Annotated in this window: 16 protein-coding genes; 12 read left to right on the plus strand and 4 right to left on the minus strand. The window is 62.1% G+C overall.

Annotated features, from left to right (window positions below):
- Positions 1 to 12: 12 nt before the first annotated feature.
- Entirely contained in the window at positions 13 to 399 is a 387-nt protein-coding gene (locus tag ACW73L_RS00405; protein ID WP_498919330.1) for a cupin domain-containing protein, read from the plus strand.
- Between the two features lie 67 nt (positions 400 to 466).
- On the plus strand, positions 467 to 1309 hold the full coding sequence (locus ACW73L_RS00410; RefSeq protein WP_498919332.1) for a RibD family protein: 843 nt from the start codon (positions 467 to 469) through the stop codon (positions 1307 to 1309).
- A 282-nt stretch (positions 1310 to 1591) separates the two neighbouring features.
- On the opposite strand, the gene ACW73L_RS00415 is transcribed toward ACW73L_RS00410, so the two are convergent.
- Positions 1592 to 2272 carry a TIGR04283 family arsenosugar biosynthesis glycosyltransferase gene (locus ACW73L_RS00415; protein WP_498919333.1) on the minus strand — a complete coding sequence of 227 codons (681 nt, stop codon included), beginning with the start codon at positions 2270 to 2272 and terminating at the stop codon, positions 1592 to 1594.
- Positions 2265 to 4412: a dihydrolipoyl dehydrogenase family protein gene (locus ACW73L_RS00420; protein ID WP_498919334.1), complete on the minus strand. Its 2148-nt coding sequence runs from the start codon at positions 4410 to 4412 to the stop codon at positions 2265 to 2267. The genes ACW73L_RS00415 and ACW73L_RS00420 overlap by 8 nt, the downstream gene beginning before the upstream one ends.
- Before the next feature lie 188 nt (positions 4413 to 4600).
- On the opposite strand from ACW73L_RS00420, the gene arsS reads away from it, so the two are divergent.
- The 3 genes from arsS (at position 4601) to ACW73L_RS00435 (ending at position 7264) form a co-directional block, all read left to right on the plus strand.
- The gene (arsS, locus tag ACW73L_RS00425) at positions 4601 to 5596 is read left to right on the plus strand and encodes an arsenosugar biosynthesis radical SAM (seleno)protein ArsS (protein WP_498919335.1); all 996 of its coding nucleotides are present in this window, start codon (positions 4601 to 4603) and stop codon (positions 5594 to 5596) included.
- Positions 5593 to 6714: a methyltransferase domain-containing protein gene (locus tag ACW73L_RS00430; protein WP_498919337.1), complete on the plus strand. Its 1122-nt coding sequence runs from the start codon at positions 5593 to 5595 to the stop codon at positions 6712 to 6714. The genes arsS and ACW73L_RS00430 overlap by 4 nt, the downstream gene beginning before the upstream one ends.
- Positions 6715 to 6922: 208 nt before the next feature.
- Positions 6923 to 7264 carry a hypothetical protein gene (locus ACW73L_RS00435; RefSeq protein WP_498919338.1) on the plus strand — a complete coding sequence of 114 codons (342 nt, stop codon included), beginning with the start codon at positions 6923 to 6925 and terminating at the stop codon, positions 7262 to 7264.
- Between the two features lie 61 nt (positions 7265 to 7325).
- On the opposite strand, the gene pgsA is transcribed toward ACW73L_RS00435, so the two are convergent.
- Together pgsA and uvrC are read right to left on the minus strand one after the other, a co-directional pair.
- Positions 7326 to 7889, minus strand: coding sequence for a CDP-diacylglycerol--glycerol-3-phosphate 3-phosphatidyltransferase (gene pgsA, locus ACW73L_RS00440; RefSeq protein WP_498919831.1), 564 nt, complete (start codon positions 7887 to 7889; stop codon positions 7326 to 7328).
- Entirely contained in the window at positions 7886 to 9727 is a 1842-nt protein-coding gene (gene uvrC / locus ACW73L_RS00445) for an excinuclease ABC subunit UvrC (protein WP_498919339.1), read from the minus strand. The genes pgsA and uvrC overlap by 4 nt, the downstream gene beginning before the upstream one ends.
- A gap of 223 nt (positions 9728 to 9950) precedes the next feature.
- Here uvrC and secA point away from each other — a divergent pair, with 223 nt between their 5' ends.
- The 7 genes from secA to ACW73L_RS00480 all read left to right on the plus strand — a co-directional run bounded on the left by secA (position 9951) and on the right by ACW73L_RS00480 (position 21848).
- Positions 9951 to 12668: a preprotein translocase subunit SecA gene (gene secA, locus ACW73L_RS00450; protein WP_498919340.1), complete on the plus strand. Its 2718-nt coding sequence runs from the start codon at positions 9951 to 9953 to the stop codon at positions 12666 to 12668.
- Between the two features lie 12 nt (positions 12669 to 12680).
- On the plus strand, positions 12681 to 13880 hold the full coding sequence (gene argJ, locus ACW73L_RS00455; RefSeq protein ID WP_498919341.1) for a bifunctional glutamate N-acetyltransferase/amino-acid acetyltransferase ArgJ: 1200 nt from the start codon (positions 12681 to 12683) through the stop codon (positions 13878 to 13880).
- A gap of 16 nt (positions 13881 to 13896) precedes the next feature.
- Entirely contained in the window at positions 13897 to 14853 is a 957-nt protein-coding gene (locus ACW73L_RS00460; protein WP_498919342.1) for a Nudix family hydrolase, read from the plus strand.
- 162 nt (positions 14854 to 15015) lie between these two features.
- A complete protein-coding gene (gene glnA, locus ACW73L_RS00465; protein WP_498919344.1) occupies positions 15016 to 16425 on the plus strand; it encodes a glutamate--ammonia ligase in 1410 nt (469 codons plus the stop codon).
- A gap of 268 nt (positions 16426 to 16693) precedes the next feature.
- Positions 16694 to 17794: a nitrogen regulation protein NR(II) gene (gene glnL, locus ACW73L_RS00470; RefSeq protein WP_129882616.1), complete on the plus strand. Its 1101-nt coding sequence runs from the start codon at positions 16694 to 16696 to the stop codon at positions 17792 to 17794.
- Positions 17757 to 19163 carry a nitrogen regulation protein NR(I) gene (gene ntrC / locus ACW73L_RS00475; protein ID WP_498919345.1) on the plus strand — a complete coding sequence of 469 codons (1407 nt, stop codon included), beginning with the start codon at positions 17757 to 17759 and terminating at the stop codon, positions 19161 to 19163. The genes glnL and ntrC overlap by 38 nt, the downstream gene beginning before the upstream one ends.
- Positions 19164 to 19337: 174 nt before the next feature.
- Entirely contained in the window at positions 19338 to 21848 is a 2511-nt protein-coding gene (locus ACW73L_RS00480; protein ID WP_498919346.1) for a glycogen/starch/alpha-glucan phosphorylase, read from the plus strand.
- Positions 21849 to 21875: the final 27 nt, after the last annotated feature.

Below are 21875 nucleotides of genomic sequence, written 5' to 3' on the forward strand. Positions count from 1 at the left end.
GTGATGCCGGACATGCCCGCCCCGTTCACGATGTCTGCTGACACCCATGGTGCAGAACCGGATGACCATGCGATCGGTTGGGGCAATCTGTTTTCCGGCGTGCCGGCAGTGCTGCAGGACGAGCGGATCGAATGTCTGGCGGCCTCGGCAGACACCCGAATCCTGCGGATCATATCGATCGGGCACGTCACGCCGCCCGGGACGTGGTACGATCAGCCGGACACGGAGTGGGTCGTTCTCCTTCAGGGGCAAGCGACCTTGCGTTTCGAAAGGGAGGGGCTGAGAGCGCTGCAGCCTGGCGACTTCCTGACGATTCCGGCGGGCTGCCGGCATCGCGTCGAGTGGACGTCAAGTCATCCGGCCGCGATCTGGTTAGCCGTACATTTTCCAACAGGCTGAATCCCCGGGTGCCGGAGCCGAGACGGAGCGCGGCGCCGCAGCGACACAGCGTGCTCACCTCCGATTCGTGTCCAAGCAACTTCTCCGACTATTCCCCTCCCCAGCCGAGTGCGTTCCGTTAAAGGGACTGTATCTCGATCTGGCGCTTCATCAGCTTGGAACCCCTGTCGAGCCCTTCGTTTACGCGAATTTTTTGTGCAGCCTCGATGGACGGATCGCGCTGGAGGACGCCACGGGTCAGACCTATTTGCCGAAAACGCTGACAACGCCGGACGATTTCCGCTTATTCCTCGAGCTGGCTGCGCAGTCGGATTGCCTGATCACGCACGGCGGCTACCTGCGCTCCCTGGCAGAAGGCAGGCTGGGCAACATTCTGCAGATCGGTTTGGCCGAACCCCATCGCGATCTGCTGGCCTGGCGCGTGGCAAATGGATTGCCCCCACAGCCGGATGTCGTCGTCGCGAGCGCGAGCCTCGACTTTCCGATGCCCGACTCGCTGGCCCACCATGGCCAGCGCTGCTGCATCGCGACCGGCGCCGGTGCCGATGCAGAGAAGATCGCGGCGTGGCAGGCGAAGGGCTATGACGTTCTGGTAACGGGGGATGGGGAGATGGTCGAAGGTACGGCGCTGATTCGCGCACTGGGGCAGCGAGGTTACCGTCGGCCTTATCTGATCGCCGGCCCTCACATGCTCGATACCATGTTGCGGGACGGGTGTCTGGCGCGGCTGTTTCAGACGACCACGCACCAGTTGCTCGGTGGACAGGCCTTCCGTACGCTTTTGCCGGGGCCCGAGCTCGGGTCTGCAGGACACCTTAAGCTCGTCTCGATGTATTACGACGACAGTTCACCCGAGGGTACCGGGCAGGTGTTCGCCCAGTTCCGTCCGATGAGGGCCAGCGCGGCCTGAAACCTCATCCCCGTGAACGACGGCGTGCTGGAGTTCATCGTCGTTTGTCCCCGCTGTGGGCATGCCGAACGGGCGCAGTTCCCGACCGATGCGTGCCAGTTCTTCTCGAATACCCAGGCGGCACAACACGGCTGCAGTCCCTGCCAGAGGAAGGACTGCTGCGTTTGCTGCTCGCGTGATTCAGTCCGCTTTCCTCCGATGCAGCATCAGATCGGCCCGCGTTCTTGATCGAGGGGTCGGGTAATGCGCACACTGCACAACGCCCGGACAGACCGAGGAACGTCATTGGTACCGGCTGGCAAGCCGCTCCGGCGAAACGCCGCGCCAGTAGAGCCAGCGCAGCCGCCACATCAGCCCGATCGTTCGCCAGACACCGTGCGCTTCCCAGCGTCGACCCGAGGTGGTGATCCGCGTTCGGAGGCACAGCGGTTGGCTCACACGCCGCAGGCGCTTCGACAGTTCGATGTCTTCCATCAACGGCTGGTCGGGAAAGGCGCCCACTGCCCAGAAAGTCGCCCGACGGACGAATAGCGCCTGATCCCCTGTCGCAATCCCGGAAAGTCGGGAGCGATGATTCATGCACCAGGCGATGACCCGCAGCATCGGATGCCGCCCTGCGATGTCCACGTCGAAACGGCCCCAGTCCCGGCCGCTTCTTCCCAGTCCGTCGAGCACGGCCTCAGCGGCAGTCGGTCGCAGTTCCGTATCCGCGTGCAGGAACAACAGCACTGAGCCGCCGGCGATCGCGGCGCCGGCATTCATCTGCAGCGCGCGTCCCCGTGGGGCCGAGCAGGCCCGGTCCGCACCGGATCGTGCGCGCTCGGCCGTGCCGTCGACGCTGCCGCCATCGACGACGATGAGCTCGTGGCCCTGAGCCCGCAGCGGGGCGAGCGAAGCCAGGAGGCTGTCGATCCGGTCCGCCTCATTCAGCGTGGGGATGATGATGGAGAGGGTCTCAGCCACGGAGCCAGGCCAGGTAGCCGTTTACCCAGCGTAGCAGGCGCGCCGGCGCGTGGGTCCGCTTCCAGACGCCGGCCGCGTATTTGTTGGCTTCTGCCAGCGTCGGATAGATGTGCACGGTCCCCAGCAACTTGTTCAATCCGATCCCGTGCTTCATCGCCATGACGAATTCGGCGATCAGCTCGCCGGCATGCTCGCCCACGATCGTGACACCGAGGATGCGGTCCCGGCCCGGTGCGGTCAGAACCTTGACGAAGCCGTCGGCGACGCTGTCGATGATCGCTCGATCCAGTTCCTTCAGCCGGTAGCGCGTGATTTCGTACCGGATGCCACGGGCGAGTGCCTGTTGTTCGTTGAGTCCGACGCGGGCGATCTCCGGGTCGGTGAAAGTGGCATAGGGAAGCGTCGAATAGTCGGTGCGGAACCGTCGGAGGCTTCCGAACAGGGCGTTCACCACGGCGTACCAGGCCTGATGCGCGGCGGCATGGGTAAACTGGAACGGCCCGGCCACATCGCCGCAGGCATAGATGTTCGGGTAGCGCGTCTGTAGAAATGCGTTGACTTCGATGGTGTCCCGGGCACTGGTCGGGATGCCGAGCGTCTCCAGCCCGTAGCCGGTGGTGTTGGCGATCCGGCCGACAGCGACCAGCACCGCATCGAATGGGATCCGGATCTCGGTACCTTGATGATCCGCTACCAGTTGCGTGGTGCCATTCTCGTTGAGGACCCGCAGCGCGCGGTGCCGTAAGTACAGATCAACGCCATCCGCCTGCAAGTGTTCGGCGACCGATTCGGACACATCCGGGTCTTCGCGCACCATCAGCTGCGGTGCGAGTTCGACGATGCTGACGCGGCTGCCGAAGCGGGCGAAGCATTGCGCCAGTTCACAGCCGATCGGGCCGCCGCCGAGGATCAGCAGGCGTTCGGGCAGGGTGCGCAGGTCCCAGATCGTGTCTGAGGTCAGGTAGCCGGCTTCGGCGAGTCCTGGCAACGGCGGGACAACCGGCCGCGCGCCGGTCGCAACGATGATGTTGCGGGTCGTCAGCGTGATGCGGCCGCCGTCGGTCTCGGTGGAGACGGCCCACGGGCTGACGATTTGCGCGGTGCCTTGAATGACCTCGACCCCCAGTTCGGCATAGCGCTCGATCGAGTCGTGCGGTGCGATCGCGCGGACCACTTCCTGTACGCGTTCCATGGCGGTCGCGAAGTCGAAGTCCGCGCTGGCTCGGCGGATCCCGTACCGGGGGGCTCGCTGGATTTGTGCCAGGAGTCTGGCGGTTCTGATCAGCGCCTTCGATGGCACGCAGCCCGTATTGAGGCAGTCGCCTCCCATCCGTTGCTTTTCGATCAAGGTCACCCTGGCCTTTAGGGCGGCCGCCAGGTAAGCGCTGACGAGCCCGCCCGAGCCGGCGCCGATCACAATCACGTTGCGGTCGAAGCGCGCAGGTTTACACCATCCGCGGTAGACCTTGCGTGCTCGGAGCAGGTCGACGGCCCGGCGTGCGAACAGCGGGAAGACGCCAAGCAAGGCGAAGGCGAACAACAGCCGCGGGGACAGGACGCCGACCAGGGAATCGAGTTGAGCGAGCTGTGTGCCCGCATTGACGTAAACGACCGTGCCGGCGAGCATGCCGAGCTGGCTGACCGCTGCGAAGCTCAGCGGACGCATGGCCGTCAAGCCCATCAGCAGATTAATCACAAAAAACGGAAAGAGCGGCACGAGCCGCAGCGTGAACAGGTAGAGCAGACCCTCGCGCGCGATACCGGCGTCGATGATCTGCATGCGTTCGCCAAAGTGCGCCTGAACGGCATCGCGAAATAGAAACCGCGCGCCGAGGAAGGCCAGCGTGGCCCCGATGGTCGAGGCAAAGGACACGATCACCGTGCCCCACAGAAGCCCGAACAGCGCGCCGCCGGCCAGCGTCAGGACAGTGGCGCCGGGTAGCGAGAGTCCGGTTACGACCACGTAGATGGCCGCGTAGGCACCGGCAGCCAGCAGGGGGTGAGCCTCGCGGTATGCGATCGCAGCGGCTTGTCTTGCGTGCAGTGCCTCCAGCGTCAGCAGGTGGTCCAGGCCGAGCGCGAAGAAGGCGGCAACGCATGCGACGGCAATCAGAAACACGAGGAGACGGGAACGTTGCATCCGGGTGCGGCCTCGCCGTGGCTGGTGAGTGTTTGAAAACGCGGTGCGCGAACGGTAACGTACCATGGAGTGTGCGGCAGCGCTCGCGTCGGCGTCGAACCGTCCCGATAAGACGCGGTCTCATCGGCAAGTGCGCCATTGCCGCAGCCAGCCGACCCGACCGACCCCGCCACTAGCCGAGATTTGCAATGCATGCCACCTTGCCTCTGCTGCACGATAGCGATTTCCCTCCAATTGACCGGGCTGCTTTAGAGGTCGTTCAGGTCAATCTCGGGTATCAATGCAACCAGGCCTGTGTTCACTGCCATGTGAACGCCGGACCGACGCGCCGGGAGGTGATGGTAAGTGAGACCGTGGAGCAGGTGCTGCGGTTTCTGCGGGCCTCCGGAGCAGCGACCCTCGACCTGACCGGCGGTGCCCCGGAAATGAACCCGCATTTTCGACACCTTGTCGCAACTGCCCGGGGGCTGGGAGTCAAGGTCATCGACCGCTGCAATCTGACGATTCTGGAAGAGCCCGGCTATGGCGACCTGGCCGATTTTCTTGCCGACTGTGCGGTCGAGATCGTCGCGTCGTTGCCATGCTACCTGGAAGATAACGTCGACCGTCAGCGCGGACGCGGCGTCTTCGAAGCCAGCGTGCGCGCTTTGCACCGGCTCAATGCACTGGGCTATGGCCAGGAGGGGTCGGGCTTGGCGTTGAATCTCGTGTTCAATCCACAGGGGCCGGTATTGCCACCGCCCCAGCGGGAGCTCGAAGCGGACTACCGGCGGGAACTGGCCGCGCGCTACGGCATCCGCTTCAATCAGCTGTTTGCACTGACCAACATGCCTATCCAGCGCTTCGGCAGTACGCTGGTGTCCCGCGGGGAGTTCGACGCATATATGAGCCTTCTGCGCAACGCGCACCGACCAGGTAACCTGGGGAGCGTGATGTGTCGCAGCCTGATCAGCATCGACTGGCGCGGCTACCTCTACGACTGCGACTTCAACCAGATGCTGGGTCTCCCACTCGGCGGGGCGCGCGTTCACATTAGTCAGCTGGACCCAGGCCGTCTGATTGGGGCGGCCGTCGCGACGGCCAACCACTGCTACGGCTGCACTGCCGGTCCCGGCAGCAGTTGCGGCGGAGCCCTGGGTCTCGACCGATCCGTCCCCACGACCTTGAAGGAAAACTCCCAATGAATGTAGAAAATTCGGTCATCGAACGATACAGCCAGGGCGCCCGCGAACGCGAGGAGTCGCTTTGCTGCCCGGTGGACTATGACCGTGAGCTGTTGAAGCAGCTGCCGCCGGAGATCATCGAAAAGGACTACGGCTGCGGCGATCCATCGCGCTACGTGCGTGAAGGGGATCATGTCCTCGATCTGGGTTCGGGTGGCGGCAAGGTCTGCTACATTGCCGCGCAGCTCGTGGGGGCAGAGGGGCATGTGATCGGCGTGGACATGAATGACGACATGCTGGCGCTGGCCCGAAAGTACGAGGCCGAGATGGCCGCAGCCTTAGGCGGCAATCGGGTAAGTTTCCGCAAGGGATACATCCAGGATCTGGCGCTCGACGTCGAGGCGATGGAGCGTTTTCTGAGCGAGCACCCGGTCCATGACGTGAAGTCGTGGCACGCGCTGCGTGCCTGGCAGGATGAACAACGGCAATGTCGGCCGTTGGTGGCGGACGAGTCGGTCGATCTGGTCATTTCGAACTGTGTCCTGAATCTGGTCGGCGATGCCGATAAGCTCCGCTTGTTCAGCGAGATTTTTCGGGTGCTGAAGCCGGGTGGACGGGTCGCGATTTCGGACATCGTCTGCGACGAACCGGTCCCGCCGGAGCTTAAGGCACAACCCGAATTGTGGAGCGGTTGCATTGCCGGGGCATTTCAGGAGCACGCGTTCGTCGATGCCTTCGCCAGGGCAGGATTCGGCGCGATCCGGATCGACCAGTGGGCCGTCGATCCGTGGCAGGTGATCGACGGGATCGAGTTTCGGGCGGTGACGGTCTGCGCCGTGAAAGGTCGCGGGTCCGAATGCGTGGATCGCGGACATGCGGTGCTCTATCGCGGTCCCTACGCCGAGGTGCGCGATGAGGAAGGCCATGTGTTTCCGCGCGGCGAGCGCATCGCCGTCTGTGAGCGGACTTTCGGTTTGCTCACCGAGGGTCCGAACCGCGGCGACTTCATCGGGATTGTCCCTCGGACCCTGGCCGAGCCGCAGGCCTGGTGCGCGCCGGCGGGCACGCGGCGGACTCCGGCTGAAACCAAGGGTGGACGGCAGGTGGCTGACAGCGGTCAATCCGGCGGCTGTTGCTGAGCGAATGTCCGGCTCGGGGCAGGTCGGGACGAGGTGCCGGCTCGCTGCCGCACTTGATGACCCCGCTCAAAATGCGTGTATGATCTTGTCGCGGCGGGTGGTGCGCCCACGGCAGCGGTAAGTGCGCCGGTCGTATCCCGCAACCTTGGGAAGGGCGCGAGTCAGTCCGTCGCCGGTTCCATTTCCGCCAAAGCAAGGGAGCAATGCCATGTCTGTAAAGCGTTTATCGTATCTGGCGGTCGGTGCGCTGCTGATGGGTGGTCCGGCTGGGGTTAACGCCGCGCCCAACGTCTATTGGCATCACGTCCATACGGTGTTGAATCAGGCGGATTGCCTGAGCAAGGCCGAGGCCGTCATGCTGGGCGACAAGACCGGGCGGATCGTCAAGGACAACGATTCGGTGCGTTCTTGGAGTGAAAAGACGGCCGGGATCGTGGAGTGTCTAAAGATCGACACGGGCGTCTTCGTGATGATCCTCGTCGCCAGTGATGATGCCCAGGAAGCGAGTATTCTGCAGAACAAGCTCGAAAAGGCGCTGACGACCAAGTAGTCGGCCGAGACAGCAAGTGCGGACGGGGCTTTGCTGATCGGCCGGACTGCGGCTAGTCCGCTCACGGCTCCCGGAGTGCAGGGATGGCCGCTTTAAGATAGCAAATCATTGACCAGAGGGTCAGGACAGCGGAAATCGCAAGGAGTGCCTGGCCAATGGGTTTCAGCGGGTGTTCCCACACGTCCATGCTGAACAGCAGGGTGATGATCGCAACCATCTGCGTGGTCGTCTTCCATTTACCCAGCCAGCTTACCGCGACGCGGTTGCGCTGACCGATTTCCGCCATCCACTCGCGCAGTGACGCAATGGTGATCTCCCGTCCGATGATGACCGCCGCGGCGATAGCCACATAGGGGCTCGGGTCTGCCTGCACCACGAGCACCAGTGTGACGACGACCATCAGTTTATCCGCCACGGGGTCCAGAAACGCCCCGAACAGTGTCGTCTGGCTCATCTTGCGTGCCAGATAGCCGTCGAGCCAATCTGTGATTGCAGCGATCAGGAAGATGACCGCGCAGATGATGTGCGCACCCTTCCAGGGCAGGTAGAACGCCAGGACCAGGAAGGGGATGAGTACGATCCTCAACAGGGTCAGGGCGGTAGGCAGATTGAGTTCCATGGTCAGGAATCCCGCTCGTTCAGGGTCTCATAAATGCGTTGGGCAAGCTGGCGATTGATGCCCTGAACACTGCACAGAGCATCGACGCCGGCCCGCCCGATTTCACGCAGCCCACCGAAGTGTTGCAGCAGGGTCTGCCGTCGCTTGGGACCGAGTCCCTCGATCGATTCCAGAATGGAAGTCGTTGCGCCGGAACGGCGCCGTTGGCGATGTCCGGTGATCGCGAAGCGATGCGCCTCGTCGCGGATGTGTTGGATCAGCAGACGCGCGGGCGAGCTTGCGGGCAGTTCAATGCCGATGACCTGATCTGGCCGGAACAGGACCTCCATCCCCGCGCGACGATCGGGTCCTTTGGCGACGCCGAGCACCGCGATCTCGCCCATGCCGAGCGCATCGAGTGCATCCTGGACCGCGCGAACCTGCCCCTTGCCGCCGTCGATGAACAGGATGTCGGGTGCTTCCACCTCGCCGCGGCGAATGCGTTGGTAGCGTCGATCCACCGCCTGGGCCAATGCGGCGTAATCGTCGCCGGGCTGCACGCCCTCGATGTTGAAGCGACGATACGCTGTTTTCAGCGGTCCGTCACGATCGAAAACGACACAGGACGCAACCGTCTGGTCTCCCTGCAGATGGCTGATGTCGAAACATTCGAGCCGGTTCGGCGTTTGGGTCAATCCCAGCGCGCGGCCGAGGTCATCGAAGCGGTCGCGCAGGTCCATGCGCGAGGACAGCCTGGACTTCAACAGACTTTCGGCATTTGTCATCGCCAGTTGCAGGCGTTTCAGGCGTTCGCCCCGAACACGGGAGGAGATTCCGACCGGATGCTGGGCCTGAACGGTCAGGAACTCTGCCAGCAAGGTTTCGTTCCGAAGTTCGTGACTGATGATGAGTTCGCGCGGCACCGGTCGGTCGAGGTAGTACTGAGGGATGAACGCCTCAATCAGGTCTGCGGCATCGGTATCGCTGGGTGCCTGAAGGAAAAAGCTGCGGTCTCCGACGAGTTGCCCGGTCCGAATGAAAACCACTTGGACGCAGGCCATTGCGCCGTGGCAGGCCGCGGCGATGATGTCCAGATCGCCGGTTTCGCCGGTCACGGCCTGCGTCGCCAGCACGGTTCGGAGGCTGGCGATCTGGTCGCGATAGCGGGCGGCCAGTTCAAAGTGCTGTCGTTCCGACGCTTTTTGCATACGTTCGATCAGTTGCCCGATCAACCGTTCGCCCTTGCCCTCCAGAAACATCACCGTATCCGCGACGTCTTCCGCATACCCGGCCGCGTCGATCAGCCCGACACATGGGGCCGTGCAGCGCTGGATCTGATGCTGTAGACAAGGCCGGCTCCGATTCCGAAAAAAAGAGTCCCGACACTGCCGTACCCGAAAAATCTTCTGCAACAGCTTCAGACTTTCGCGCACCGCCCCGGCGCTGGCAAAAGGGCCGAAGTGGCGGCCCTGTTTGGGGCGCGCGCCGCGGTGGAACGACACTCGGGGAAATTCCTGGTGGGTCGAGACGGTGATGTAGGGGTAGCTCTTGTCGTCCCGCAGGTTGATGTTGTAACGCGGCTTGTGTGCCTTGATCAGCTGACTTTCGAGCAACAGGGCTTCGCGCTCGGTATGAGTAACCGTGACTTGCACGTTGCGGACTCGGGTGATCATCGCCCGCTGTTTGCTCGACGCGTCGCCCTGTCCGAAATGGCTTGCCAGACGTTTCTTGAGATTCTTGGCCTTGCCGACATAGATCACTTCACCCTCTTCGTCGAGCATCCGATAGACACCCGGCCGCTGCGTCAGTGTCGCTAGAAAGGACGGTGCGTCGAACGGTAGAGGGTTGGTGTCGGGCGTGTTCATTCAAGGGGACGTGGTTCACGGGCACGCCATTATATGTAAGGTTCCGCATTGAAAGGCGGCCCGTCTGCATTAAAGCGCGTTGCCGTTCGTTGGTGGGATCCGGAGCACAGGGGGGCGCGGCCGCCGACCGAGCCGGGGCGGTCGGGTGGGAGCCGATGATTACCGCCGGGCACATTTGCGCTATCATCGCCGGTTTATTTGTCGCCACGGAACTATCGCCAAGATGCTCCAGAAGCTATTCAAGACCATCCTTGGCAGTCGCAATGAGCGACTGATCAAGAAGAAGCGGCGGATCGTCAAGAAGATCAATCAGCTCGAGCCCACCTACACGGCACTCTCGGATGACGCGCTGCGCCAGAAGACCGTCGAGTTTCGGGAGCGGCTGGCAGCCGGTGAAGCTCTAAACGAGCTGCTGCCCGAAGCGTTCGCCGCGGTTCGCGAGGCCTCGCGCCGGACGCTGAGCATGCGCCATTTCGATGTGCAGCTGATCGGCGGTATGGTGCTGCATGATGGCAAGATCGCCGAAATGAAGACCGGTGAAGGCAAGACGCTGGTCGCGACTCTGGCGGCTTATCTGAACGCACTGCCCGGCAAAGGCGTCCATGTCGTGACGGTCAACGATTACCTCGCGCGTCGCGATGCGGCCTGGATGGGAAAGATCTATGGCTTTCTCGGCATGACCACCGGAGTCATCGTTGCCGGGCTCAGCCAGGAAGAGCGGCGTGACGCCTACGCCGCCGACATCACTTATGGCACAAACAACGAATACGGTTTCGACTATCTGCGCGACAACATGGCCTTTACGCTGGATCAGAAGGTCCAGCGGGGGCGGTTTTTCGCAATCGTGGACGAGGTTGACTCGATCCTCATCGACGAGGCCCGGACGCCCCTGATCATTTCGGGTCCGACCGAGGACCGCAGCGACCTCTATCACAAGATGACGGCCATCATCCCGTCGCTGACAAAACAGGAGAAGGAGGACGGTCCAGGGGACTATTCGGTCGACGAGAAAGCCAGGCAGGTCCACCTGACCGATGCCGGGCACGAGCGCATCGAGAACCTGCTCGTGCGCAACGGGTTGATGAGCCCGAACGAAAGCCTCTACGACGCCGTCAACATCCGCCTGATGCACTACATCAATGCGTGCCTGCGAGCGCACGTGCTGTTTCAGAAGGATGTCGAATACATCGTTCGGGACAATCAGGTCATCATCGTCGACGAGTTCACGGGTCGCGCCATGCCGGGTCGGCGCTGGTCCGAGGGGCTGCATCAGGCGATCGAAGCCAAGGAAAACGTGCCGGTCCAGAATGAGAACCAGACGCTGGCATCGATCACCTTTCAGAATTATTTCCGTCTGTACAACAAACTGTCCGGTATGACCGGCACTGCGGACACCGAGGCACCGGAATTCCATCAGATCTATGGCCTCGAGGTCGTGGTGATTCCGACCAATCAGGCGATGGTCCGGAAGGACCTGGGTGACGTCGTGTACCTGACGACGCGGGAAAAGTTCCTGGCGATCATCGAGGACATCAAGGATTGCGTCGAACGCGGTCAGCCCGTGCTGGTCGGCACCACGTCGATCGAAAACTCGGAACTGCTGGCGGGTCTGTTACGGCAAGCCGGTATCGCCCACAACGTGCTGAACGCCAAACAGCACGAGATGGAGGCCCATATCGTCGCGCAGGCCGGGCGTCCCGGCGCCGTGACCATTGCGACGAACATGGCCGGCCGCGGTACCGACATCGTGCTTGGCGGCAGCCTCGAAGAGGATATCGCGCGGGCCGGCACCGACGACCCCGGCGTCATCGCGGGTCTGCGCGCCGAATGGCAGGAGCGTCACCGGCAGGTCATCGAGGCGGGGGGGCTTCATGTGGTGGGCTCCGAACGTCACGAATCGCGTCGCGTCGACAACCAGTTGCGCGGCCGCTCGGGCCGTCAGGGCGATCCGGGTTCCACCCGTTTCTATCTTGCGCTGGAAGATCCTCTGATGCGCATTTTCGCGTCCGAGCGGGTGTCGGCGCTGATGCAGAAGCTGGGGATGCAGGAGGGCGAGGCAATCGAGCATCCGTGGGTGACACGGGCGATCGAGAACGCACAGCGGAAAGTCGAAGCGCGGAACTTCGACATCCGCAAGCAGTTGCTGGAATACGACAACGTCGCGAATGATCAGCGCAAGGTGATCTACCACATGCGCGAGGAACTGATGGAAGCGGAAGATATCTCCGGGACCGTCACCAGCATGCGCGCCGACATGCTCACCACGTTGATCAATCAGTACATCCCGCCGATGACGATGGAGGAGCAATGGAACGTCAAGGGGTTGGAGGAAGCCCTGGATCGGGAGTTGGGCGCGGCGCTGCCCATCGGCGCGTGGCTGGACGAGCACCCGGATCTGCACGAGGAGACCTTGCGGGAACGAATCATCGAGTCCACTGAAGCCATTTACCGCGGCAAGGTCGAGGCGATCGGACCGGAAGTCATGCATCCGTTCGAGAAGTCGGTGTTGCTGCAGGTGCTGGACAACGCCTGGAAGGAACATCTGGCGGCCATGGACCATTTGCGACAGGGGATCCATCTGCGCGGCTATGCTCAGAAGGATCCGAAGCAGGAGTACAAGCGGGAAGCGTTCGAGATGTTCACGTCGATGCTGGAAGGCATCAAGGACGAGTTCATCGGCATCGTGTCGCGTGTCCAGGTACGAGGCGAAGAGGACATCCGCGTCATCGAGGAGCAGAATCAGCCGGCGATCGACGACATGCAGTACCAGCATGCCGACGTCAGCGCACTCGAACCGGAAGCGGAGGCAGTCCCCGATGAGGCGCCCACGAAGGCGGAGGCGAAGCCGTTCGTCCGCGACGAGCGCAAGGTCGGTCGCAACGAGCCCTGCCCCTGCGGTTCCGGTCAGAAGTACAAGAATTGCCATGGCAAGCTGGCCTGACGGACCCCTGCCATGACCGAACTGCCATTCGCGCCGGTCCCCGGCATCCGCCTCGGGACAGCGGCCGCAGGCATCAAGCGGCCCGATCGTGACGACGTGTTGCTGATGGAAGTTGCACCGGGCGGCAGCGTCGCGGCCGTATTCACGCGCAATGCGTTCTGCGCCGCGCCGGTGCGAGTAGCGCGTGGTCATCTGACCCACGCGCCGCGCTGGCTGCTGGTCAACTCCGGCAACGCCAATGCCGGCACCGGCGAGCGCGGCATGGCCGATGCACTCCGCTCCTGCGAAGCGGTAGCCGCCCTGACCGGTGCGGCTGGCGTGCAGGTCCTGCCGTTCTCGACCGGCGTCATCGGCGAGTATCTGCCGGTCGACCGCATCGAGGCGGCACTGCCGTTTGCGTTGGCCAGCCTCGACGAGAACGCGTGGGGCAGGGCTGCGCGCGCGATCATGACCACTGACACCCGCCCCAAACTGGTGTCGCGCTCGGTGGAGGTCTCCGGACACCGTCTGACCATCACCGGCATCGCCAAAGGAGCTGGCATGATCCACCCGAACATGGCGACGATGCTGAGCTTCATCGCCACGGATGCCAGGATAGCCCAGCCGGTGCTGCAGGCTTGTCTGGCGCGCGTCGCGGACGACACATTCAATTGCATCACTGTGGATGGGGACACGTCGACGAACGACGCCTGCGTCCTCGTCGCCAGTGGGGTGTCCGGCGGCTCGGAACTCGCCGTCGGAAGCCCGGACCTCCAGTGTTTCGAAGCGGCACTCGCGGCCGTGTGTGGTGAGCTGGCTGAGGCGATCGTGCGCGACGGCGAGGGAGCCACTAAGCTGATGCGCATTCGCGTCGAAGAGGCGGCAAGCTCCGCGGAGGCGCGAGCCGTGGGATTGACGATTGCCCATTCGCCACTGGTGAAGACCGCATTCTTTGCCAGTGATCCGAACTGGGGGCGCATCTTGGCCGCAGTTGGCCGCGCCGGCGTGAATGAACTCGACATCGATCGAGTCGGCGTCTGGCTGAACGATGTGGCGATCGTCGCTGCCGGGGCGCGCTCGCCCGATTACACCGAGGAGGCCGGACAAGCGGTCATGGCGCAGAGCGACATTACGGTGCGGGTTGCGCTCGGTCGAGGACAGGCGGTACAGACCGTGCTGACATGCGATCTGTCCTACGACTATGTCCGCATCAACGCCGATTACCGGACGTAACGGCGGCGTTTCCGCCGTGCCAGGCAAGCTGCCGGATGCCATTCACGTCGCGGTTGGCGTCATCCGCAACCCGCGCGGTGAGATCCTGATAGCCCAACGGCTCGCTGGGACGCACCTGGCGGGGCTCTGGGAGTTTCCCGGCGGTAAGCTCGAGCCGGGGGAAACGCCGCTTAGCGGCCTGATCCGTGAGTTGCAAGAGGAGCTCGGGATCGCGGTCACCGCAGCGATGCCGCTGCTCCGGATCCGGCACGACTACCCAGAGCGCCGAGTGCTGCTCGACGTATGGGAGGTGACGGCGTTTGCGGGCCGGCCGGAGGGGCAGCAAGGCCAACCCCTGCAGTGGGTCGTCGCCGAGGCCCTGAGCGGCATCAGGTTCCCGGCAGCGAATCGCCCGATTGCCACGGCGGCCCGGTTACCCGAGCGTTACGCAATCCTCGAGGCCGACAGCCCCGATCCCGGACTGCTGTTGGCGAATCTCCGGCGCCTGACCGAAAACGGGATCCGCCTGATTCAGTGTCGCGCGAAGGCCTTGCAGGCTCAGCCGGGATTCTCGGCGTTCGCGCGGCAGGTCGTCGAGTTCTGTCGGGCTCGCGGTATCCGGGTCTTGATCAACGCCGAGCCGGCGCTGGCCCACACGTTGGGCGCCGATGGGGTGCACCTGACTTCACAGCGTCTGATGCAGCTTCGCGAACGGCCGGGTAACGACGCCTTCTGGGTCGCGGCATCCTGTCACGATGCGGCGGAGTTGCAGCACGCCGGGCGCATTGGTGTCGATTTCGCGGTGCTCGGGCCCGTGGCGGCGACGACGACCCACCCCGGCATGACTCCGCTCGGCTGGGGGCGTTTTGCGGAGTTGGTCGACGCAGTGAACTTTCCGGTGTATGCGCTGGGCGGGCTGGCTGAGATCGATCTTGCCAGAGCGCGTCATTCTGGCGCACGGGGAATTGCTGCCATCCGTGCCTTTCTGTCGTGACGCACCTGTCTGGTGCTTAATGGTCTAAAGTGGTGCGTCATTCGTGTTGGCTGGCGGCGAGAAGGGGGGCGAAATATCGAGGTAGGTCCACTTAGTGGTTGGTATGTTTTCTGCTAACTTATTTGGCCGATATTTGTACAAACGTCCCAAGAGGGGAGAATAATGACACCCAAAGAGATCCTGCAACTGATCAAGGAAAAGGAAGTCAAGTACGTCGACTTCCGTTTTTGCGACACCCGCGGCAAGGAGCAGCACGTCACCGTGCCGGTGCACACGATCGACGAGGACTTGTTCGAGGACGGCAAGATGTTCGACGGTTCGTCGATCGCCGGTTGGAAGGGCATCAATGAATCCGACATGATCCTGATGCCTGACCCGAGCACTGCCGTTATGGACCCGTTCTTCGACGACGCAACCTTGATCTTGCGCTGCGATATCGTGGAGCCGTCGACGATGCAGGGCTATGAGCGGGATCCGCGTTCGATCGCGAAGCGGGCTGAAGCCTACCTGCAATCCAGCGGTATTGGTGATACGGCGTTCTTCGGTCCGGAGAACGAGTTCTTCGTCTTCGACGACGTTCGCTGGGGCGCGTCGATGGCAGGGTCGTTTTTCAAGATCGACTCCGAAGAAGCTGGCTGGAACTCCGAGAAGGTCTACGAGGACGGCAATATCGGACACCGGCCGTCGGTCAAGGGTGGGTACTTCCCGGTGCCGCCGGTCGACTCGCTGCAGGACATTCGCGCGGCGATGTGCAACACCCTGGAGGAGATGGGACAGGTCGTCGAAGTGCACCACCACGAGGTTGCGACTGCCGGGCAGTGCGAACTCGGCCTGAAGTTCAACACCCTGGTGAAAAAAGCCGACGAGGTCCTGATCCTCAAGTATGTTTTGCAGAACGTCGCGCACGCCTACGGCAAGACCCTCACCTTCATGCCGAAGCCGCTGGTTGGCGATAACGGCAACGGCATGCACGTGCACCAGTCGATCGCCAAGGGCGGGGTGAACCTCTTCACCGGCGACCTTTATGGCGGCCTGTCCGAAACCGCGCTGTACTATATCGGCGGCATCATCAAGCATGCCAAGGCGCTGAATGCCTTCTGCAACGCGTCGACGAACAGCTACAAGCGTCTGGTGCCAGGTTTCGAGGCGCCGGTGATGCTCGCCTACTCGGCGCGTAACCGGTCGGCTTCGATCCGCATCCCGTACGTGACCAACCCGAAGGCACGCCGTATCGAAGTGCGGTTCCCGGATTCCACTGCGAACCCGTATCTGGCCTTCGCCGCGATGCTGATGGCTGGCCTGGACGGCATCCAGAACAAGATCCATCCCGGCGATGCGATGGATAAGGACTTGTACGATCTGCCGCCGGAAGAAGAGAAGGCCATTCCGCAGGTCTGCTACTCCTTCGATCAGGCGCTGGAAGCCTTGGACAAGGATCGCGAATTCTTGAAGCGTGGCGGTGTGTTCACCGACGACGTGATCGATGCCTACATTGATCTGAAGATGCAGGATGTCACCCGTCTCCGGATGAGCACCCACCCGGTGGAATTCGATATGTACTACAGCCTGTAGTTCGTCGAGCGACGCTGACCGAAGGGGCGCCCCAATATGGGGCGCCCCTTTTTTTTTCCGGAAGGCACCGGGGCGAGAGTGGCAGTCGATAGCAAGCAGTTGTCCGGAATTCAGGGCAGCCGGAGCGATGTCCGCGGAGTTGCGATTCGGCGTGCCAGTGGTCGCCCTGGCGATACGACTTCCCGGGGAGATCATCGGCGCGTTGTGATGCCTCGTGAAGCTGATGGGGTTTTTGAATATTGGCTCGTGTATTGCTTGCAGATGACCTATGAGTGACAGGCGATCGATTTCCTTCTATCGACAGATCCTGGATCACCTGTCGGATGCCGTGCTCCTTTTCGACGATGCCCTGCGCCTGCGCTATATGAATTCCGCCGGCGAGATGATGTTCGGATTGAGTTCGCGGCAGGTACAGGACACCAAGCTGTTGAACGTGCTCTTCGCCGAGGACCAGCTGTCGGAAGCCGAATTCCGACATGTCGTGGATTCCGGGATATCGCTGACCAAGCGCAATATCCTGTTGTCGCAGCTCAACCGGTCCATGACCGTCAACGTCAACGTCACGCCGCTGTTTATCGGAAAGACGCCGGGCGTGTTGTTGCAGGTGCAGCAGGTGGATCGACACCTGCGAGTGTCGATGGGGGAACATTTGCTGGTACAGCAGAACGCGGCCAAGATGCTGCTGCGGGGTCTGGCACACGAAATCAAGAATCCGCTCGGCGGCTTGCGGGGCGCCGCCCAGTTGCTCGACCGGGAATTGCCGGAAGAGGAATTGCGCGAGTACACGCGCATCATCATCGAGGAATCGGACCGGCTGCAGTCGCTCGTCGACCGGATGCTCGCGCCGAACAAGCCGCCACGGAAGAGCCTGTTGAACATTCACCGGGTCATGGAGCGTGTCCGCCAACTCGTGCAGGCGGAAGCTCCGGATGGCGTCAGTATCGTCCGCGATTACGATCCCAGCATTCCCGATGTTTATGGTGACAGCGACCAGCTGATACAGGCCATCCTAAACATCGTGCGCAATGCGTTGCAGGCGGTGGGCGACAGCGGCGAGATCGTGCTGCAGACACGCATCCATCGGCAGGTCACCATTGGTCACCGGCGCAGCCCGCTGGCGATTCGGATCGACATCGTCGACAACGGGCCCGGTATCGAACCCGAGTTGCTGCAGCAGATTTTCTACCCGATGGTCACCGGGCGTGGCGAAGGTACGGGTCTCGGTCTTTCAATCGCCCAGTCCCTGATCAATCAACATGGTGGTCTGGTGGAATGCAGCAGTTCCCCGGGGCACACGGTATTCTCGATTTTCTTGCCGTTGGAGAAGGAGCATGAAGAGCGCAGCCCAGGTCTGGGTAGTCGACGATGACCGTTCGATCCGGTGGGTATTGGAGAAGGCGCTCCAGAAGGCCTCACTGGAGACGCGCAGCTTCACGAATGGTAACGCTCTGCTAGATGCGCTCTCGTTCGACAAGCCCGATGCGATACTAACCGACATCCGTATGCCCGGCATGGATGGCATCGAGCTGCTGAAGAATATTCAGGCCGGCTACCCCGAGTTGCCGGTGATCATCATGACCGCGCACTCGGATCTCGAGAGCGCGGTGTCCGCCTTTCATGGCGGGGCTTTCGAGTATCTGCCGAAGCCCTTCGATGTCGATGAAGCGGTTGATCTGGTGCAGCGGGCCTGTGCCCACAGTCGTCGTCGCGATGCCGCGATCGAACCTGCCGTCGCGGGCCGAACGCCCGAGATCATCGGCGAGGCGCCGGCAATGCAGGAGGTATTCCGGGCGATTGCGCGTCTGGCGCGATCACACATCACGGTGCTGATCAACGGCGAGTCCGGGACTGGCAAGGAACTGGTCGCCCGGGCCCTGCATCGCCACAGCCCGCGTGCTGACAAGCCCTTCATCGCGCTTAATATGGCGGCGATTCCGCGCGATTTGCTGGAGTCCGAGCTGTTCGGGCACGAGCGCGGCGCCTTTACTGGCGCCCAGGCACGGCGTTCGGGTCGGTTTGAACAGGCGGATGGCGGAACGCTGTTTCTGGATGAGATCGGTGACATGCCGGCCGAGTTGCAGACCCGCCTCCTCCGCGTACTCGCAGTGGGTGAGTTCTTTCCGGTCGGGGCCCATACGCCGAGCCGCGTGGACGTCCGCATCATCGCGGCAACCCATCAGAATCTCGAGACCTTGGTCGCCGAAGGCCGCTTTCGCGAGGACCTGTTCCACCGCATCAATGTCATTCGGATCCATATTCCGCCGATGCGGGAGCGTCGCCAGGACATCCCGCTGCTGCTGCGGCACTTCCTTGCCGAAGCGAGTCTCGAGTTGAACGTCGAAACCAAGATTCTGTTGCCGGAAGTGGAGGACTATCTCTGTCAGCTCGACTGGCCCGGCAATGTGCGCCAACTCGAGAACACCTGTCGCTGGATTACCGTGATGGCGGCGGGTAAGGAAGTGCACCTCGACGATTTGCCCCCGGAGCTGCTGCAGATCAAGCCCGAGTCCACGGCTTTTGCCGAAACCTGGGAGCAAACGTTCCGGCAGTGGGTCGACAACCGGCTGCGGCGCGGTGACCATAATGTCGCCAAGGACGCGATCGATTCCGCGGAGGGCATCCTGATTGCCACAGCCCTGCAATTTACCCGCGGGCGCAGGCAGGAAGCCGCCAAACTGCTCGGCTACGGTCGCAACACTCTGACCCGCAAGATCAACGAGCTTAACCTCGACGTCTAGTGTCGCGGTTTACTTGGTGGGTGGCAGCTTTCGCCGCGTCGCTTGCGGCGTGAGATAATGTTGCCGTGGCGCTTGGGGCGAGAGCCCCTGAATTCACAAGATGACCGGCCATTTCTCTTCCCTGGCCGTCGAGACAGTCTCAATACATTCCGATACCCGATTCCAATCTGAGCCATGCCTGCAACAAAACTGACGAAAACCAGTCCGACTCCGCGGCTTAGCGAGTCACCGATCCTGGGTGAGTCCACCGAGGCGTTCTGCGGTGACATTCGCCGCCATTTCAACTTCACGTTGGGACGGGACAAGAACTGCAAGTCGGCTCACTACGCTTACACCGCTTTGGCGCTGGCCGTGCGCGATCGATTGATGGAATGCTGGCGCAACACACAGTATGCCTACGAGTCTGCCGATAGCCGCAAGACCTACTATCTGTCGCTTGAGTTCTTGCTCGGTCGCGCGCTGAGTAATGCAATTCTGAATCTCGGTGTCGAAGGGCCTCTCGGCACAGCCCTGACCGAACTCGGGGTCGATTTGGAAGAACTGGTCGCGTGTGAACAGGACGCGGGCCTCGGCAATGGCGGTCTCGGCCGGCTGGCTGCGTGTTTCATCGACAGTTGCGCGACGCTGCAGTTGCCGGTCATGGGCTACGGGCTCCGCTATGAATACGGCATGTTTCGCCAAAATGTCGAGAACGGCTTTCAGGTCGAGGAGCCGGATCACTGGCTTCGCAACGGCCATGTGTGGGAGTTGGAGCGGCCGGAGCTGACGCTGCGCATCCGTTTCGGCGGGCGCGTCGAACACTATGCGGAACAGGATCGCCGGCGTCGGGTACGCTGGACCGACACGCACGACGTGCTGGCCGTCCCCTACGACGTGCCGATTCCCGGCTACCGCAACGGTACCGTGAATACGTTGCGCCTGTGGAAAGCGGCAGCGACGGATGAGTTCGACCTGAACGAGTTCAATGCCGGGGACTATGCCGAATCGGTGCGTGCCAAGAATCTCGCCGAAAACATCACGATGGTTCTGTATCCGAACGATGCCAGTGAGAACGGCAAGGAACTACGGCTGCGACAGCAGTATTTCCTGGCCTCGGCCAGTCTGCAGGACGTGTTGCGGAACTGGGTGTTGAAGCATGGCCAGGATTTCACCGAGTTCGCCGCGAAAAACTCGTTTCAACTCAACGATACACACCCGAGCATTGCCGTTGCCGAATTGATGCGCCTGTTGATCGACGAGCACGATCTGTCATGGGACCAGGCCTGGGCTATCACCAATCAGACCATGGCCTACACCAACCATACGCTGTTGCCCGAGGCACTGGAGCGCTGGCCGGTGCGACTATTTGAGCAGATGTTGCCTCGTTTGCTCGAGATCATTTACGAGATCAACGCCAAGTTTCTCGGTGAAGTCGCGAATCGATGGCCCGGGGATCTCGATCGCCTGGCCCGTATGTCGCTGATCGAAGAAGGGTACCAGAAGCAGGTCCGCATGGCCTATCTGGCGATCGTCGGCAGCTATTCCGTCAATGGTGTGGCGGAGCTGCATTCCAATCTGCTGATGCAGGGATTGTTCCGCGACTTCTATGAGCTATGGCCGGAGCGGTTCAACAACAAGACCAATGGCATCACGCCGCGGCGCTGGCTGGCCAGCTGCAACCCCGGATTGAACGCGCTGATCACGGAGGCGATTGGCGACAGCTGGGTCACGGACCTGGGGCAATTGAGCCGCCTGCGCGACTTTGCCGGAGACCGGGCATTCCGGGAGCGGTGGCGCAAGGTCAAACAGGAGAACAAGGATCGACTGATCGATTTCAAGCGACGGGAGTTGGGTCTCGAAGTCGATCGTTTCGCGATGTTCGATGTGCAGGTCAAGCGGATCCATGAATACAAACGCCAGCTCCTGAACATCCTTCACGTGATCCACTTGTACGACCGCATCAAGCGCGGTGATGCGGGGGGCGACTGGACGCCGCGCTGCGTTATCTTTGGTGGCAAGGCGGCGCCCGGCTATGCAATGGCCAAGTTGATCATCAAGCTGATCAACAATGTGGCGACGGTCGTCAATCGCGATCCGGCGCTGAAGGATTTGCTGCGCGTCGCTTTCCTGCCGAATTACCGCGTATCCGCGATGGAAGTGATCTGTCCGGGTACCGACCTGTCCGAGCAGATTTCCACGGCTGGTAAAGAAGCGTCCGGCACGGGCAACATGAAGTTCATGATGAACGGTGCCTTGACGATCGGCACGCTGGATGGTGCCAATATCGAGATCCGCCGCGAAGTCGGGGCCGAGAATTTCTTCCTGTTTGGCTTGACGGCAGAAGAGGTCGAAGCGACGCGAGCCTACTATGACCCTACTTCGATCATCGAGGGTGACGATGACCTGAAGCGGGTCATGAATCTGTTGGAGAGCGGCTACTTCAACCAGTATGAGCCGGGCATTTTCGAGCCTATAGTGCATTCGGTCCGCAGCGCCTACGATCCCTGGATGACGGCCGCCGATTTCGCGAGCTATGTGCTGGCGCAGCAGCAGGCTGCAGCGGCCTACCGGGATCAGGACGATTGGACGCGCATGAGCATCCTGAACACGGCTGCCAGCGGGCAGTTTTCAACGGACCGCACGATCAGCGAGTACAACCGGGATATCTGGAGGCTCAGACCAATCCCGGCGCGGGCCGCGCTCTAGCTATCGGACGCACTCGTTCGCGGGCTG

This window comes from Methylolobus aquaticus (genome assembly GCF_054172105.1).

Bases quoted from the DNA above. Each gene is read 5' to 3' on its own strand.
- arsS (WP_498919335.1), top strand. From the start codon at position 4,601: ATGCATGCCACCTTGCCTCTGCTGCACGATAGCGATTTCCCTCCAATT.
- ACW73L_RS00420 (WP_498919334.1), bottom strand. From the start codon at position 4,412: ATGCAACGTTCCCGTCTCCTCGTGTTTCTGATTGCCGTCGCATGCGTT.
- glnA (WP_498919344.1), top strand. From the start codon at position 15,016: ATGACACCCAAAGAGATCCTGCAACTGATCAAGGAAAAGGAAGTCAAG.
- ACW73L_RS00405 (WP_498919330.1), top strand. From the start codon at position 13: ATGCCCGCCCCGTTCACGATGTCTGCTGACACCCATGGTGCAGAACCG.
- ACW73L_RS00480 (WP_498919346.1), top strand. From the start codon at position 19,338: ATGCCTGCAACAAAACTGACGAAAACCAGTCCGACTCCGCGGCTTAGC.
- argJ (WP_498919341.1), top strand. From the start codon at position 12,681: ATGACCGAACTGCCATTCGCGCCGGTCCCCGGCATCCGCCTCGGGACA.
- ACW73L_RS00435 (WP_498919338.1), top strand. From the start codon at position 6,923: ATGTCTGTAAAGCGTTTATCGTATCTGGCGGTCGGTGCGCTGCTGATG.
- ntrC (WP_498919345.1), top strand. From the start codon at position 17,757: ATGAAGAGCGCAGCCCAGGTCTGGGTAGTCGACGATGACCGTTCGATC.
- secA (WP_498919340.1), top strand. From the start codon at position 9,951: ATGCTCCAGAAGCTATTCAAGACCATCCTTGGCAGTCGCAATGAGCGA.
- uvrC (WP_498919339.1), bottom strand. From the start codon at position 9,727: ATGAACACGCCCGACACCAACCCTCTACCGTTCGACGCACCGTCCTTT.
- glnL (WP_129882616.1), top strand. From the start codon at position 16,694: ATGAGTGACAGGCGATCGATTTCCTTCTATCGACAGATCCTGGATCAC.
- ACW73L_RS00430 (WP_498919337.1), top strand. From the start codon at position 5,593: ATGAATGTAGAAAATTCGGTCATCGAACGATACAGCCAGGGCGCCCGC.